The sequence below is a fragment of the Pseudomonas sp. SK3(2021) genome (assembly GCF_016772375.1).
GTDB classification, from domain to species: Bacteria; Pseudomonadota; Gammaproteobacteria; order Pseudomonadales; family Pseudomonadaceae; genus Aquipseudomonas; species Aquipseudomonas chlororaphis_I.
Genome location: NZ_CP061943.1, coordinates 805,855 through 820,755 on the forward strand (window position 1 = coordinate 805,855; position 14,901 = coordinate 820,755).

A 14,901-nucleotide genomic window follows, 5' to 3' on the forward strand; every position below is an offset into this window, starting at 1 on the left:
CGACTACTGCGAAAGCTGGAGCCGGCGGGTTGGCAATCAACGTTGCCGGCTGGTCTTGGCCGGGACGATCTTGCGCAATATCTGCCGCGCCTTGCCGGTCAGACGCTGGAGCTTGGAATCCTTCTCCGGCGCGCTCAATCCCTGCTGCTTCAGCCAGTCCTTCCAGCGAATCCGCTCGTCACGCACCAGCCAGCCCTGCTGCTGGGCGAAGCTTTCGGCCAGGTACAGGCCGCGGGTACTCGCCGGGTGCAACTGATCTTTCTTCAACGTATAGAGTTCGGCGCACGGCTGCCCATCCTTGAGTGGCATCAGGTACAGGTCCGGGCGCTTGCGATCCAGGCGCGCCACCAGTTGATCGCCTTCCAGGCGTTCGTCGACATGGAACAGGCTCAGGGACTTGGCTTCTTTCGGCACGTCCAGGCGCAGGTCATAAATCAGTTGCAGCGACGCGGTGGGCAGGTGCACATAAGCTCGCGGCCGTTCCAGCAGCTGCAGGTTGGCGCAGCGCACCGGGCGTGCCGCGCCCGACAGCGGTGTCAGGCGAAAGGGCAGGGCTTCGCGATAGTGCAGGGCCGCCGAGTAGGGCGCCGGCAGCCAGGTGTCGTTGAAGCGCCCGCCGAGCCAGCCTTCCGGGGTTTCCAGCAGGCATTCCTCGGCGATTTCCTGGATGGCGGTATGCAGCGGCAGGTTCAGTTCATGGGCCGGGACGTAGCCGGAAATCAGCTTGAGCACTACATCGCCGCGGTCCTGCCGGCGCTGGCGGACCAGCACCCAATAGTCGCGGTTCTGCCAATGCAGGGTCAGGCGAACCGAGACGCCGAGGTTGGCCAGTTCCAGGGCGAAGCGTTCGGCGTCGGCCACCGTGACCGGGCGCCGCCGCTGCAGGGTCTGCGCAAAGTTCAGTGGCATGCCGACGCTCTGGTAGCTGAGGCCTTCGGGCGTCGCTTCGACGAACAGCGGCAGGGTCTTGAAGTTGCTGGGGTTCTTTCTTATGAGCGTACGCGGCATGTCGGCTCCTTCTTGCGTCGGGGTCGGCCGCGTGGGCGGCATCAGTTTTTGCGCAACACCTGCGCGACAGTGGCGACATTATGGGCCAGGTGCAGCGGATTGATGGTCCCGACAATAGCACTGGCGACGCCCGGTTGATCGAACAGCAGTTCGAAGCTGGCGCGAACCGGGTCGACGCCCGGGCTCAGGCACACATGGCCGCTGGCCAGGGCTTTTTTCACCAGAATGCCCTTGCCGTGGGCCGCGGCGTAATCGATGACGGCCCTCTCGTTCTGTTCGTTCAGATTGTAGGTGACCATGGCGCAGTCGCCTTGTTCCAGGGCCTTGAGGCCCCCTTCCACGGTTTTCCCGGAGAAGCCGAAGCCACGGATCTTGCCTTCCTGCTTGAGCTCGGCCAGCGTCTGGTACACCTCGCACTGCTCGAGGATGTGCAGATCATTGCCGTCGGAATGCACCAGCACCAGGTCGATGAAGTCGGTTTCCAGGCGCCGCAGGCTGCGCTCCACCGACAGGCGGGTATGCGCGGCGCTGAAGTCGTGGCGCGACAGGCCGTTTTCGAACTCTTCGCCGACCTTGCTGACAATCACCCAGTCCTGGCGTTGCCCGCGTAGCAGCGGGCCCAGGCGCTCCTCGCTGCGGCCATAGGCCGGCGCGGTGTCGATCAGGTTGATGCCCAGGTCGCGGGTCAGCTTGAGCAGCATGCGGGCATCGGTGTCATCCGGAATCTGGAAGCCATTGGGGTATTTCACCCCTTGGTCGCGCCCGAGTTTCACGGTGCCCAGGCCCAGGGGGGACACCAGCAGCCCGGTGTTGCCGAGGGGGCGATGCAGGTCGTGCAGGCTCGCTTGGCTCATGGCAGCAGTTGCTCCCAGGCCGGTTGCGCGATGGTGGGTTTCGGCAGTTCCGGCAACGGGGCCGCGGGGCCTGGCTTGATACCGTCGTGCTCGAGGGCGGCGAACACCCGGTCGGCGAAGTCCGGGGCCAGGGCCAGCTTGGTCGGCCAGCCGACCAGCAGACGGCCCTGTTCGGCGAGGAAGGCGTTGTCCGGGCGAGTCAGGCCCGATTGCGCGGGCTCGGCCCGGTCCACCCTCAGGGTGGCCCATTGCGCCTGGCTGAGGTCGACCCATGGCAACAGGTTACCGAGTTCTTTCTGGGCGGCGGCAATCTGTGCCGCCGGCTCGCGCGCCACGCCCTCGGCTTCGGCGATATCGCCGCCCAAGTACCAGACCCATTGGCCGTCGGCCGCCGGGTGGGTGGTCACCGTGATGCGCGGCTTCGGCCCGCCGCCCAGGCAGTGGGCGTACAGTGGTTTCAGGCTTGGGCCCTTGACGATCACCATGTGCAACGGCCGGCGTTGCATGGCGGGCTGGCTCAGGCCGAGGCTGCCCAGCAGGTCGGCATTGCCGGCCCCGGCACTGAGCACGATGCGTTGCGCGCGGATTTCCCGCTCGTCGACCCGCAGGCCCAGCAATTGCCCGTTTTCCAGCACGGGCTCGATCTTCTGCCCGGCCAGCAGGCTATCGCCGCCCAGTTCGGCCAGGCGCCCGATCAGGCTCGGCACGTCCACCACCAACTCGGCCAGGCGATAGACCTTGCCCTTGAAGCGACGGTCCTGCAGGGCCGGCGGCAACTGGTCGCCCTTGACCTGATCGACGCGGCCGCGCACCGCCTTGCTGGCGAAAAAGCTGGTGAGGTTGCCGGCCAGGGTGCCGGGGGACCACAGATAATGGGCCTCGGACAGCAGGCGCACGCCGGACAGGTCCAGCTCGCCGTTGCCGGCCAGGGCCTCGCGCCAGCGGCGCGGCATGTCGGCGATGGCTTCCGAGGCGCCGGTCAGGGCGCCGTGCAGCGCATATTTGGCGCCGCCGTGAATGATTCCCTGAGACTTGACGCTTTGTCCGCCGCCGAGGCTGGCGCTCTCCACCAGCACAGTGGAAAAGCCCTGGCGACGCAGGCGGGCGTTCAGCCAGAGGCCGGCGACTCCGGCGCCGACAATCAGCACGTCGGTGGAAATAACGGATGGCATGCAGCGACCTCAGTGTTCAAGACTAGGGGCGCAGTATACAGGCTCGAGCCGCGCAGGCTTGTCGCCGATCAAGGCTTGCTGCAGCCGCCGCAGACTGTGGCCATGGCCGCGAGCCCTGCAAAAAGGCCACTGCGTTTCAGTTGAAGCGCAGTGGCCTTTTTTACATCCGTGGCGGTCGATCTGTGGGTCAGTGCCCGGCGGTCTTCGAAAACAGCTGGATCACCACCACGCCCAGGACGATCAGGGCCATGCCGAGCATCGCCGGGATATCCAGCTTCTGCCCGTAGAGAAACAGCGCGGCCACGCTGACCATGACAATGCCCATGCCGGCCCAGACCGCGTAAGCCACGCCCACCGGCACGGTGCGCACCACCAGGGTCAGCATCCAGAAGGCCACGCCGTAACCGACGATGATCAGCAGCAGCGGCAGTGGAGTGCTCAGGCCTTTGACCGCTTTCATCGAAACGGTGGCGATCACTTCGGCGCAAATGGCGATGGCCAGGTAGGTGTAAGCGTTCATGGGAGAGTCCTCGTGTTTGGGCTTGCTTGATGAGGTCGGCATTCTAGAGATTGCGCAGATGGGGTAAAGTCATTACCTATCTATTTTGAAGATGGGTTGATCCATGAATGTGCAATGGAATCTGGAGCAGATGCGGCTGTTCGTCAGCGTCGCCGAGCAACGTTCGTTTTCCGCGGTGGCCCGTGACCAGCACAAGGCGCAATCGGCGGTCAGCAGCGCGATTGCGCTGCTCGAGGCCGATCTCGGCGTGCTCTTGTTCGAGCGCAGCAGCGGTCGCCAGCCCAAACTCACCGAGGCAGGCCGTGCCTTGCTCGCGGAGGCGCGGGAAGTGCTGCGCCAGTGCGAGCGCTTGAATGGGCGGGCGCTGGCATTGATGCGGGGTGAGGAGGCGCGCTTGCGGCTGGCCCTGGACGAGGCGATGCCTTTCCAGCCGGTGCTCGATAGTCTTGAGGCGTTGTCCGAGCGCTTCCCCAGCCTTGAGGTCCAGCTGGCCAGCAGCGCCCAGGGTGACGTGGCGCGCAAGCTGCTGGAACGTCGGGCCGACCTCGGTTTGCTGTTTCACCATGAACAGATGTCCGAGGCCCTCGAACGGCGGGCCCTGGGTAGCGTCGAGATGGTCACGGTCTGTGCGGTCGGGCATCCGCTGGCCGGCGAGAAACAGGTGGATCGTCAGCAACTGGCGCGTCATCGACAGTTGCTGATTTCCCCGCAGTTGAGCACCGACCCCAGTGGCGAGCAGCTCAGCCCGCAAGTCTGGCGCGCCGACAGTTTCTACGCGATGGCCGAGCTGCTGATGCGCGGCCTGGGCTGGGCCTGGTTGCCACGGCATGTGGTGCAGTACCCGGCCTATCAGAACCAGATGGTCGAGTTGGCCAGCGAGTGGACCCCGCCGGCGCTGGTGGTGGAACTGGTCTGGCGCCGCGATGAACCCCTGGGGCCGGCGGCGCATTGGCTGGCGGAGCGTTTTGCCGTGCACTTGCGGGCGATTGGCTGAAAAAGCCGATAAACTCCGCCGCCATGAATAGAACTCTCTACACCGCGCTGTTTTACCTGGGGCTGCCATTGGTGGCGATTCGTCTGTGGCTGCGGGCGCGCAAGGCGCCGGCCTATGCCAGGCGGCTTGGCGAACGTTTTTCCTGGGGGCTGCCGGCGATGCAGCCGGGCGGCATCTGGGTGCACGCGGTGTCGGTGGGCGAAAGCATCGCCGCGGCGCCGATGATCCGTGCCTTGCTGGCGCGTTATCCACAGCTGCCGATCACGGTCACCTGCATGACCCCCACCGGCTCGGAACGCATCCAGGCGCTGTTCGCCAACGAACCGCGCATCCAGCACTGCTACCTGCCTTACGACCTGCCTTGCGCCGCCGCGCGTTTCCTCGATCGGGTCCGGCCGAAGCTGGCGGTGATCATGGAAACCGAGCTGTGGCCCAATCACATTCACCAATGCGCCAAGCGTGGCATTCCCGTGGCGCTGGCCAACGGGCGGTTGTCGGAGCGTTCGGCCAAGGGCTACGGCCGATTCAACAAACTGACTGCGCCGATGCTCGCGCAAATGAGCCTGCTCGCGGTACAGACCGAAGCCGAGGCCGAGCGTTTTCGCCAACTGGGGGCGCGGCCGGAAACGGTCGAGGTGACGGGCTCGATCAAGTTCGACCTGAGCATCGACCCGCAACTGCTGGTGCGCGCCAGCGAGTTGCGCCAGCAATGGCAGGCCGGCGAACGCCCGGTGTGGATCGCCGCCAGTACCCATGAAGGCGAAGACGCCGTGGTGCTGGATGCCCATCGCCAACTGCTGGCCAGCCATCCGGATGCCTTGCTGATTCTGGTGCCGCGTCATCCGGAGCGGTTCAATGCGGTGTTCGAGCTGTGCCGGCAGCAGGGCTTCGCGACCATTCGCCGCTCCAGCGCCGAACCGGTCAGCGCCAGCACCTCGGTACTGCTGGGCGACACCATGGGCGAGTTGCTGTTTCTCTATGCCCTGGCGGACAGCGCCTTTGTCGGCGGCAGCCTGGTGCCCAATGGCGGCCACAACCTGCTGGAGCCGGCGGCCCTGGCCAAGCCGGTGCTGAGCGGGCCGCACCTGTTCAACTTCCTGGAGATCGCGACGCTGCTGCGCGAGGCGGGCGCCCTGCAGGAAGTGGACGATGCCCATGGCCTGGCAGTGGCGGTGCAGCGCCTGTTCGAGTTGCCCCGGGATGCGCAGAAGATGGCCGATGCCGGACTGCGGGTGATGCGCAGCAATCAGGGCGCCCTGCAGCGCCTGCTCGACGGGTTGGGCCGTTTGCTGTAGCCGCTGCCGCAGGCTGCGATCCTGTCCGAAGGGCAGGCAAAAAGGCCACCGCGATTCAGTTGAATGGCGGTGGCCTTTTTTACGACCGTTCCGGTCGATCGCAGCCTGCGGCAGCGGCTACAAATTACTGGCTCGGCCGGGCCTTGAGCTGTTCCGCCGCCGCTTTGGCCAGGTCCGGCGGCAGGAAGTCGCGGTCCGGGTTGTAGTCGGCTTTCAGGTAGCGCGACAGGTCCTGCAGGTCGCCCGGGTTGAGGGTGCCAGCGGCCTGCTTGAGGCGCAGGTTGTCGAGGATATAGTCGTAGCGGCTGTTGTTGTAGTTGCGCACCGAGGTGTACAGCTGGCGCTGGGCATCGAGCACGTCGACGATATTGCGCGTGCCGACCTGATAACCGATTTCCGTGGCTTCCACCGCGCTCTGGTTGGAGATGATCGACTGGCGCCGGGCCTGGACCTGCTCGACATCGGTGTTCACCGCGCGGTGCAGGTTGCGGGTGTTTTCCACCACCTGGCGGCGCAGGGCCTCACGGCGTTGTTCGCTCTGGCTCAGGCGTGAGTAGGACTCGCGGACCTGGGAGCTGGTCAGGCCGCCGCTGTAGATCGGAATGTTCAGTTGCAGGCCGATGCTGCGTTGTTCCACGTCACTGCCGTAACGCTGGCCCAGTGGGGCCGGGTTGCTGAAGCCGAGGGCGTCGTTGTCGCCTTTCTTGTATTGCGCCACCGCGTCGAGGGTCGGGGCGTGGCCGGCCTTGCGCTGCTTGAGGGTTTCCTCGGCGGCGCTGACCGCGTAGTTGCTGGCCAGCAGGTTGAGGTTCTGCTTGGCCGCGGTATCGACCCAGGCCTTGGCGTCATTCGGAGTCGGCGCCAGCACCGGCAGGCTGTGAACGATGCCCTGGATCGAGTTGTATTGGCGGTTGGTCAGGGTGATCAGGGCTTCGAACGCGTCATCCACCTGGCGCTGGGCGAGGATCCGGTTGGCCCGCGCGGTGTCGTAGCTGGCCTGGGATTGCAGGACGTCGGTCTTGTCCGACAGGCCGACGTCGAAGCGTTCGTTGGACTGGTCGAGCTGGCGCTTGAAGGCGGCTTCCTCGGCCTTGGTCGAGGCCAGGTTGTCCTGGGCGCGCAGCACCGAGAAATAACTCTCGGCGCTTTGCAGGATCAGGTTCTGTTCGGTGGCCGAGAGCTCCAGCGCGGCTTGCTCGTTGACGTCCTTGGCCGCTTGCAGCTGGAACCAGCGGTCGGCGCGGAAAATCGGCTGGGCCAGGGTCGCCTGGTACACGGTACCGCTGCGGGTGGCGGTCATCGACGGTTCGTCGAACTTGGTCCGGGTGTTGTTCAGGTCGGCACCGGCCGAGAGGTTGGGCAGCAAACCGGCGCGAGCCTGTGGCACCACTTCCTTGCGTGCGTCGTAATCGGCGCGGGCGGCGGCGAGGTCGGCGTTGTTGTCCACGGCTTCCTGGTAGACGCTGACCAGGTCGGTTTTAGTGGTCAAGGGCGCTTCTGCTGCCCAGGCCATTCCATTGGACGCACAAGACACGGCGATGGCCAGTGAGAGTTTGCGCAGCATTCGGCGATCCCTAGAGTTGATATTACGAGGATAATTCTGGCGCCAAGGCTAAGTCTCGGCCTGTGCAGCGTCAAGGTTCGACGCAACCCAGCGAGTGTAGATGCGCCTGCGAAGGGCAACAATCCTGCATTTACGCCATTCATCCCGCTGTTTGCCATGGGGTTGGCGTTCTGTGCCGGCTTTGTCTAGACTGGCCGAGTTCTTGTCGGGGTGCCTTGCTATGAGGCTGAGATCGGATAATCCGGATCCCGTTGAACCTGATCAGGTTAGCGCCTGCGTAGGGAACAAGATTTCTCGTCACCCGGCGAGTCCTCTTGTGCTTCGTCCGGGATGTTGTTCGACAATCGAACACCCCTCGAGCACCAAGCACTGCACCAGCTGGTTTTCGCCCCTGGCTCCAGCTATGGCTGCGTCCGTTCGTTACAGGTTCGCTCCGACAAAAATCCACTGCCTGGATGCTGTCTGGAGAGCCTGTGATGACGACAAAATTAAAAAACGCTACCCACCTTAGCGAATCGGCCAAGGTCGATGAGCAGTCGGTTCAGCCCTTTACCCGCTCGCAAAAAATCTATGTCCAGGGTTCGCGCCCGGACATCCGCGTGCCGATGCGCGAAATCAGCCTCGACGTGACCCCCACCGACTTCGGCGGCGAGATCAACGCGCCGGTCACCGTCTATGACACCTCCGGCCCGTACACCGACCCCAACGTGGTGATCGACGTGCGCAAAGGCCTGGGCGATGTGCGCTCGGCCTGGATCGACGACCGTGGCGACACCGAGCGCCTGCCTGGCCTGAGCTCCAACTTCGGCCAGCAGCGCCTCGCCGACCCCGAGCTGACCAAGCTGCGTTTCGCCCACGTCAACAACCCGCGCCGGGCCAAGGCCGGGGCCAACGTCAGCCAGATGCACTACGCGCGCAAGGGCATCATCACCGCCGAGATGGAATACGTCGCCATCCGCGAAAACATGAAGCTGCAAGAGGCCCGCGCCGCGGGTCTGCTCGACCAGCAGCACGCCGGCCACAGCTTCGGCGCCAGCATCCCGAAAGAAATCACCCCTGAGTTCGTCCGTGAGGAAATCGCCCGCGGTCGCGCGATCATTCCGGCCAACATCAACCACGTCGAACTGGAACCGATGATCATCGGCCGCAACTTCCTGGTGAAGATCAACGGCAACATCGGCAACAGCGCCCTGGGTTCGTCCATCGAAGAAGAAGTGGCGAAGCTGACCTGGGGCATCCGCTGGGGTTCGGACACCGTCATGGACCTGTCCACCGGCAAGCACATCCACGAAACCCGCGAGTGGATCATCCGCAACTCGCCGGTGCCGATCGGTACCGTGCCGATCTACCAGGCGCTGGAGAAGGTCAACGGCGTGGCCGAAGACCTGACCTGGGAGCTGTTCCGCGACACCCTGATCGAGCAGGCGGAGCAGGGCGTCGACTACTTCACCATCCACGCCGGCGTGCTGCTGCGTTATGTGCCGCTGACCGCCAAGCGTGTGACCGGCATCGTCTCCCGCGGCGGTTCGATCATGGCCAAGTGGTGCCTGGCGCATCACAAGGAAAACTTCCTCTACACCCACTTCGACGAAATCTGCGAAATCATGAAGGCCTACGACGTCAGCTTCTCGCTGGGCGACGGCCTGCGTCCGGGTTCGATCGCCGACGCCAACGACGAAGCGCAGTTCGGCGAGCTGGAAACCCTCGGCGAGCTGACCAAGATCGCCTGGAAGCATGACGTGCAGTGCATGATCGAGGGTCCGGGCCACGTGCCGATGCAGCTGATCAAGGAGAACATGGACAAGCAACTGGAATGCTGCGACGAGGCGCCGTTCTACACCCTCGGTCCGCTGACCACCGACATCGCTCCGGGCTACGACCACATCACCTCCGGTATCGGTGCGGCGATGATCGGCTGGTTCGGCTGCGCCATGCTCTGCTACGTGACGCCGAAGGAGCACCTGGGCCTGCCGAACAAGGATGACGTGAAGACCGGGATCATCACCTACAAGATTGCCGCCCATGCCGCCGACCTTGCCAAGGGGCACCCGGGCGCGCAGATCCGTGACAACGCGCTGTCCAAGGCGCGCTTCGAGTTCCGCTGGGAAGACCAGTTCAACCTCGGCCTCGACCCGGACACCGCACGCGCCTACCACGACGAAACCCTGCCCAAGGATTCGGCCAAGGTCGCGCACTTCTGCTCCATGTGCGGGCCGAAGTTCTGCTCGATGAAAATCACCCAGGAGGTCCGCGAGTACGCGGCCAACCAGCGCATCGAGGCGGTGGACGTGGAAGTCGCCAAGGGCCTGGCGGAGCAGGCCGAGCGCTTCAAGCAGGAAGGCAGCCAGTTGTACAAGAAGGTTTGATCCTGCGTTGGTGATCGCTTCGCCGGAAGCGATCACTCATCACCCGTAGGAGCGAGCGGGCGGCGATCCGACTTGCCCGCGATTGCGTTGTGACTGACACGACGCTATCGCGGGCAAGCCTTGCTCCTACAGGCTGTGGATAGTTTCCCAACCCTGTTCCTTCGAGATGCACCCTTGAATACATCCAGCAGCACTTACTCTCCCGATCTCGCGGTCCCTGCCGAGCGGCGTGTATTCGGCGCGCGCGATCTGTTTTCCCTGTGGTTTTCCCTCGGCATCGGCCTGATGGTGTTGCAGACCGGCGCGCTGCTGGCGCCTGGCCTGGGCCTGTCCGGTGCCTTGCTGGCGATCTTCCTCGGTACGGCGGTCGGCGTCTTGCTGCTCGCGGCGGTCGGGGTGATCGGCAGCGATACCGGCCTGTCGTCCATGGCGGCGCTCAAGCTCAGCCTCGGTACCCGCGGCGCGAGCCTGCCGGCGTTGCTCAACCTGTTGCAACTGGTGGGCTGGGGCTCGTTCGAGATCATTGTCATGCGCGATGCCGCCAGCCTGTTGGGTACTCGTGCGCTCAGCGAAGGCAGCCTGCTGGCCAGCCCTTTGCTCTGGACTCTGTTTTTCGGCGCGCTGGCGACCTTGCTCGCGGTCAGCGGGCCGTTGACTTTCGTGCGCAAGATCCTGCGCAAATGGGGTATCTGGCTGTTGCTGGCGGCCTGCCTGTGGCTGACCTGGAACCTGTTCGCCAAGGCCGATCTGGCTGCGCTCTGGACCCAGGCCGGCGACGGTTCCATGCCGCTCGGCGTGGGTTTCGATATCGCGATCGCCATGCCGTTGTCATGGCTGCCGCTGATCGCCGATTACTCAAGGTTCGGCAAGCGTGCGCGCAATGTCTTTGGCGGTACGGCGCTGGGGTTCTTTATCGGCAACCTGTGGCTGATGAGCCTGGGCGTGGCCTACACCCTGGCCTTTGCGCCGAGTGGCGAAGTCAATGCGCTGCTGCTGGCGCTGGCCGGCGCGGGCCTGGGGATTCCGCTGTTGCTGATCCTGCTGGACGAGTCGGAGAACGCCTTTGCCGATATTCACTCGGCCGCGGTCTCCAGCGGCATTCTGCTGCGCCTGAAGGTCGAGCACCTGGCGTTGACCATTGGTGTGCTCTGCACCCTGATCGCCTGCCTGGCGCCATTGGCCCAGTATCAGAACTTCCTGCTGCTGATCGGCTCGGTGTTCGCGCCGCTGTTCGGCGTGGTGCTGGTGGATCACTTCATCCTGCGCAAGCGCAGTGCCCAGGTGTCGTCGCAGGGCTTGCGCTGGCCAGCGTTGCTGGCCTGGCTGGGTGGGGTCAGCACCTACCACCTGCTGGCCAACTTCTATCCGGACGTTGGCGCAACCCTGCCGTCACTGGTGCTGGCAGGGCTGCTGCAAGGGCTGCTGGGGCGGGCCTTCAGCTACGGCCAGGAAACAGCTCGGGCTTGAGAATGCCGTCCAGGCGGTTGTAAGGGATCTTCAGTTCGATGTGGCCCAGCGCGTAAGGCGCGATCACCGACACGTTGTACTTGAGGATCACGCCGCCGTAGGTCAGCGCCACGTTCGGGGTTTTCTGGAACGGCCAGCTCTTGATGAACTCTGGCTCCTGGTCCAGCTTGGTGCTGATCAGCCAGCTGTTGTGGGCCACCTGGGCGGCTTTCCAGAACGCGGTTTCCTGGCCCGGGCGCAGCATGTCGGGCAGGCTCAGTTCCTTGTGCAGCTCGCGCGAGTAGTTGATGAAGCCGCGGCCGGGTGTGCCGTGGGCACCGCCGGTGTCCAGGTAGCTGGCCAGTTCGATGATCACCAGGCCGTCATGCTGTTCGCGTACCTTGGCTTGCAGGTACATGCTGTTGCGGCTGTCGGCCTCGCGCAGGAACTTCTCCCGATAGGCGCTCAGTGTCGCTGGCACGGCCTGGTCCGCAGTGGTGCGGGTCATCTGCAGCAGGCGCTTTTCAATCAGCGCATCCAGCTGTGGCTCGTCGGCGAAGTGCACGGTGTCGATGTTCACCAGCGGGCAATCCTGATTGCTGCAGCCGGGCTTGATCTGTTCCGACTTGTCGCTGGTGCTTTGCAGGGGCTTTTGATAGCTGGGTTGGAACAGGCTTTGGCAGGCGCCCAGGGTCAGGGCCAGGCAAGCCACGGAGGCGATTTTAAGAAGCGACATGTGCGTCCTTGATAAACCAGAGGTAGGCAAAAGTTACCGGCTTCGACTGCCTGCGGGGCAATCAGTTCGCCACTAAGCTCAATAGAGGCAATTAGATTAGGTTTGCCCCCTTGCCGTCTATCCCGCTGATGGCAAAGGGGCTGCATCATCGGTCATCGGCGCGTTAGGATGGCGCGAAGTCGAGGGGGAGCCTCGGATCGGACAGCAGGATACGAGGATTGCTATGACGGGCTTTGCCAACACCACGCCGACCACTGTCGATATCGTTCGGCGCGAGAAATGCTTCCAGGGTTTTTATCAGCTCGACCGAGTGCACCTGCGCCACGAGCTGTTCGCCGGTGGCATGGGGCGCGAGATCAGTCGTGAAATCTTTGTGCGTCATGATGCTGTCTGCGTCCTGCCGTACGATCCGCAACGCGATGAAGTGGTCTTGATCGAGCAGTTTCGCGTCGGCGCCATGGGGAAAACCGTGAACCCCTGGTTGATCGAACTGGTCGCTGGTCTGATCGACAAGGACGAGCAGCCGGAAGAAGTTGCTCACCGCGAGGCGCAGGAGGAAGCTGGACTGACATTCTCCGCACTGTGGCCGATGACCCAGTATTTCCCGTCGCCGGGGGGCAGTACCGAACTCGTGCATCTGTACCTGGGGCGCTGCGACAGCGGCGGTGCCGGTGGCCTGCACGGGCTGGTGGAAGAGGCGGAGGATATCCGTGTGTCGGTCTGGGCTTTCGAAGACGCACTGCAGGCGGTAAGGGATGGGCGGATTTCCAACGCGGCGAGCATTATTGCCTTGCAATGGCTGGCTTTGAACCGCGTTGAAGTGAGGGGGTTATGGTCGTAAACAAAGTGCGCGATCGCTACCGGGTCGATCTCGTGGGGCTGCAAGCGTCCTGCGAGGCGAACTATGCCCGGCTGATGCGCCTGTTGCCCGACATGCGCAACCAGCCGGTGGCGCGCCGGATCGCGGTGACCCAGGGCGACCAGATGCTCGGTGTGCTGGCGCTGGAGGTATTGCTGGCCTGTCCCTACACCACCACCCTGCAGGTGCGCCAGGAGCACAGCCTGCCCTGGCTGCCGGTGCCACAGCTGGAAGTCCAGGTCTACCACGACGCGCGCATGGCCGAGGTCATCAGCGCCGAGCACGCCCGGCGCTTTCGTGGCATCTATCCGTATCCGAACGCCTTCATGCACCAGCCGGACGAGAAGGCCCAGCTCAATGTGTTTCTCGGCGAATGGCTGAGCCACTGCCTGGCTTGCGGTCATGAGTTCGAGGCCGTGCGGTAGATGTGAACTGCGTCCGGTTCGCCGGTTTCCTCTTTTGAATTTCCCCCAGCATAATTGCCCCCATTCCTCACTTCCCGTGACACGCCCTGGGAGGCCGCCTTGCCGAGCGTATCCACTCTGACCACCGACGATCCCGTGTTGCTGGTGCAGTTGTCCGACAGCCATCTGTTCGCCGAAGCGGACGGCACGCTGCTGGGCATGAATACCCGCGACAGCCTGCAGCGGGTGATCGAACTGGTGCTGGAGCAGCAACCGCGGATCGACCTGATGCTGGCCACGGGCGACCTGTCCCAGGACGGTACGCTGGAGTCCTATCAGCTGTTTCGTGACATGACCCGGCAGATTCCGGCGCCGGCGCGCTGGATTCCCGGCAACCACGACGAGCCGCGACTCATGGCGCAGGCGGCGACCCAGAGTTCGTTGCTGGCGCCGGTGGTGGACATCGGCAACTGGCGGATCACCCTGCTCGACTCGGCCGTACCGGGTTCGGTACCGGGTTACCTGCAGGACGAACAGTTGCAGTTGCTCGCCAGCGCCTTGAGCGAAGCCCCCGAGCGTCATCACCTGGTGTGCCTGCATCATCATCCGGTGTCCATCGGTTGCGCCTGGATGGAGCCCATCGGGCTGCGCAATCCGCATGCGCTATTCGCCGTGCTGGAGCGTTTTCCGCAGGCGCGCGCGGTGCTCTGGGGCCATGTGCATCAGGAAATCGACCGCCAGCAGGGACCTTTGCGCCTGCTGGCGTCGCCCTCGACCTGCATTCAGTTCGAGCCGGGCAGCGAGGATTTCAAGGTCGGCGAAACCGCGCCGGGCTATCGCTGGCTGCGCCTGTTGCCCGATGGACGCCTGGAAACCGGTGTCGAGCGAGTCACCGGCTTCGATTTCCAGGTCGATTACGGCAGCAACGGCTACTGACTTCGTCTCGGAGCCGCCGTCTGCGACGACGGGACAAAGGGATACACCTGAACACAAGTCAAGCGGCGATACACCCTGTAAACTGCGCCTTTTTGCACGATGCAAAGGGAGTGCGCATGTCCGGTTCGATCCTGTATATCCATGGCTTCAACAGCGCACCGGCGTCGAGGAAAGCCAGCCAGCTGATCGCTGTCATGGAGGCGATCGGCCGCGCTGAACAACTGCGCGTGCCGGCCTTGCATCATCATCCGCGCGAGGCCATTGGCCAGTTGGAGCAGGCGATTGCCGAACTCGGACGGCCGCTGCTGGTCGGCAGCTCTCTCGGCGGCTACTATGCGACTCACCTTGCCGAGCGCCACGGCCTGAAAGCCCTGCTGATCAACCCCGCGGTCAGTCCGCACCGGATGTTCGACGGCTTTCCGGGCACGCAGACCAACCTCTATACCGGGGAAACCTGGGAATTGACCCACGACCACGTGACGGCCCTGGCCGAGCTGGAAGTGCCGGCGCCCCAGGACCCGCAGCGGTTCCAGGTCTGGCTGCAGACAGGTGACGAGACGCTGGACTATCGCAGCGCGCAGTTGTATTACCGAGCCTGTGCCTTGCGCATCCAGGCCGGTGGCGACCATAGTTTCCAGGGTTTTGCCGGACAATTGCCGGCGTTGTTGAATTTTGCCGGCATCGGCCCGGATCAGTACCAGGCGATCGATTTCACCTCGCTGTGAACCCTCGCTTCTATTTCATTGA

General features: G+C 64.1%; 14 protein-coding genes and 1 riboswitch. Of the genes, 8 read left to right on the plus strand and 6 right to left on the minus strand.

The features are described from left to right. Positions 1-36: 36 nt before the first annotated feature. The 4 genes from IF690_RS03595 to IF690_RS03610 all read right to left on the minus strand — a co-directional run bounded on the left by IF690_RS03595 (position 37) and on the right by IF690_RS03610 (position 3,554). Positions 37-1,008 (minus strand): metal ABC transporter ATPase, encoded by a 972-nt coding sequence (locus IF690_RS03595; RefSeq protein ID WP_202698876.1) that lies wholly within the window; start codon positions 1,006-1,008, stop codon positions 37-39. A 41-nt stretch (positions 1,009-1,049) separates the two neighbouring features. Beyond that, on the minus strand, positions 1,050-1,862 hold the full coding sequence (locus IF690_RS03600; protein WP_202698877.1) for an aldo/keto reductase: 813 nt from the start codon (positions 1,860-1,862) through the stop codon (positions 1,050-1,052). Further along, positions 1,859-3,034: an NAD(P)/FAD-dependent oxidoreductase gene (locus IF690_RS03605; protein ID WP_202698878.1), complete on the minus strand. Its 1,176-nt coding sequence runs from the start codon at positions 3,032-3,034 to the stop codon at positions 1,859-1,861. Before IF690_RS03605 ends, IF690_RS03600 begins: the two co-directional genes overlap by 4 nt. A 187-nt stretch (positions 3,035-3,221) precedes the next feature. Next, a complete protein-coding gene (locus IF690_RS03610) occupies positions 3,222-3,554 on the minus strand; it encodes a DMT family transporter (protein ID WP_007921448.1) in 333 nt (110 codons plus the stop codon). Positions 3,555-3,663: 109 nt separating this feature from the next. Between IF690_RS03610 and IF690_RS03615 the strand changes: the two genes are divergently transcribed. Next, positions 3,664-4,548, plus strand: a complete 885-nt coding sequence (locus IF690_RS03615; protein ID WP_202701288.1) for a LysR family transcriptional regulator — start codon at positions 3,664-3,666, stop codon at positions 4,546-4,548. Between the two features lie 23 nt (positions 4,549-4,571). Then, positions 4,572-5,843: a lipid IV(A) 3-deoxy-D-manno-octulosonic acid transferase gene (gene waaA / locus IF690_RS03620; RefSeq protein ID WP_202698879.1), complete on the plus strand. Its 1,272-nt coding sequence runs from the start codon at positions 4,572-4,574 to the stop codon at positions 5,841-5,843. 124 nt (positions 5,844-5,967) lie between these two features. Here waaA and IF690_RS03625 read toward each other — a convergent pair whose 3' ends face one another. Further along, entirely contained in the window at positions 5,968-7,407 is a 1,440-nt protein-coding gene (locus tag IF690_RS03625; RefSeq protein WP_202698880.1) for a TolC family outer membrane protein, read from the minus strand. Positions 7,408-7,603: 196 nt separating this feature from the next. Next, positions 7,604-7,708: riboswitch (TPP riboswitch) on the plus strand. Between the two features lie 175 nt (positions 7,709-7,883). Between IF690_RS03625 and thiC the strand changes: the two genes are divergently transcribed. Both thiC and cytX read left to right on the plus strand, forming a co-directional pair. Continuing rightward, on the plus strand, positions 7,884-9,773 hold the full coding sequence (thiC, locus tag IF690_RS03630; protein ID WP_023970195.1) for a phosphomethylpyrimidine synthase ThiC: 1,890 nt from the start codon (positions 7,884-7,886) through the stop codon (positions 9,771-9,773). Positions 9,774-9,947: 174 nt separating this feature from the next. Beyond that, complete coding sequence (gene cytX / locus IF690_RS03635; protein ID WP_202698881.1) at positions 9,948-11,240, plus strand: putative hydroxymethylpyrimidine transporter CytX; 1,293 nt, start codon at positions 9,948-9,950, stop codon at positions 11,238-11,240. Here the strand turns inward: cytX and IF690_RS03640 are convergent. Further along, positions 11,209-11,955 (minus strand): RsiV family protein, encoded by a 747-nt coding sequence (locus IF690_RS03640; protein ID WP_202698882.1) that lies wholly within the window; start codon positions 11,953-11,955, stop codon positions 11,209-11,211. The genes cytX and IF690_RS03640 overlap by 32 nt on opposite strands. A gap of 223 nt (positions 11,956-12,178) precedes the next feature. Here IF690_RS03640 and IF690_RS03645 point away from each other — a divergent pair, with 223 nt between their 5' ends. The 4 genes from IF690_RS03645 to IF690_RS03660 all read left to right on the plus strand — a co-directional run bounded on the left by IF690_RS03645 (position 12,179) and on the right by IF690_RS03660 (position 14,879). Next, entirely contained in the window at positions 12,179-12,796 is a 618-nt protein-coding gene (locus IF690_RS03645; RefSeq protein ID WP_202698883.1) for an NUDIX domain-containing protein, read from the plus strand. Next, positions 12,787-13,239 carry a DUF1249 domain-containing protein gene (locus IF690_RS03650; RefSeq protein WP_007921426.1) on the plus strand — a complete coding sequence of 151 codons (453 nt, stop codon included), beginning with the start codon at positions 12,787-12,789 and terminating at the stop codon, positions 13,237-13,239. Before IF690_RS03645 ends, IF690_RS03650 begins: the two co-directional genes overlap by 10 nt. 99 nt (positions 13,240-13,338) lie before the next feature. Continuing rightward, positions 13,339-14,154, plus strand: a complete 816-nt coding sequence (cpdA, locus tag IF690_RS03655) for a 3',5'-cyclic-AMP phosphodiesterase (protein ID WP_202698884.1) — start codon at positions 13,339-13,341, stop codon at positions 14,152-14,154. A gap of 116 nt (positions 14,155-14,270) precedes the next feature. After that, positions 14,271-14,879: a YqiA/YcfP family alpha/beta fold hydrolase gene (locus tag IF690_RS03660; protein ID WP_202698885.1), complete on the plus strand. Its 609-nt coding sequence runs from the start codon at positions 14,271-14,273 to the stop codon at positions 14,877-14,879. Positions 14,880-14,901 lie beyond the last annotated feature (22 nt).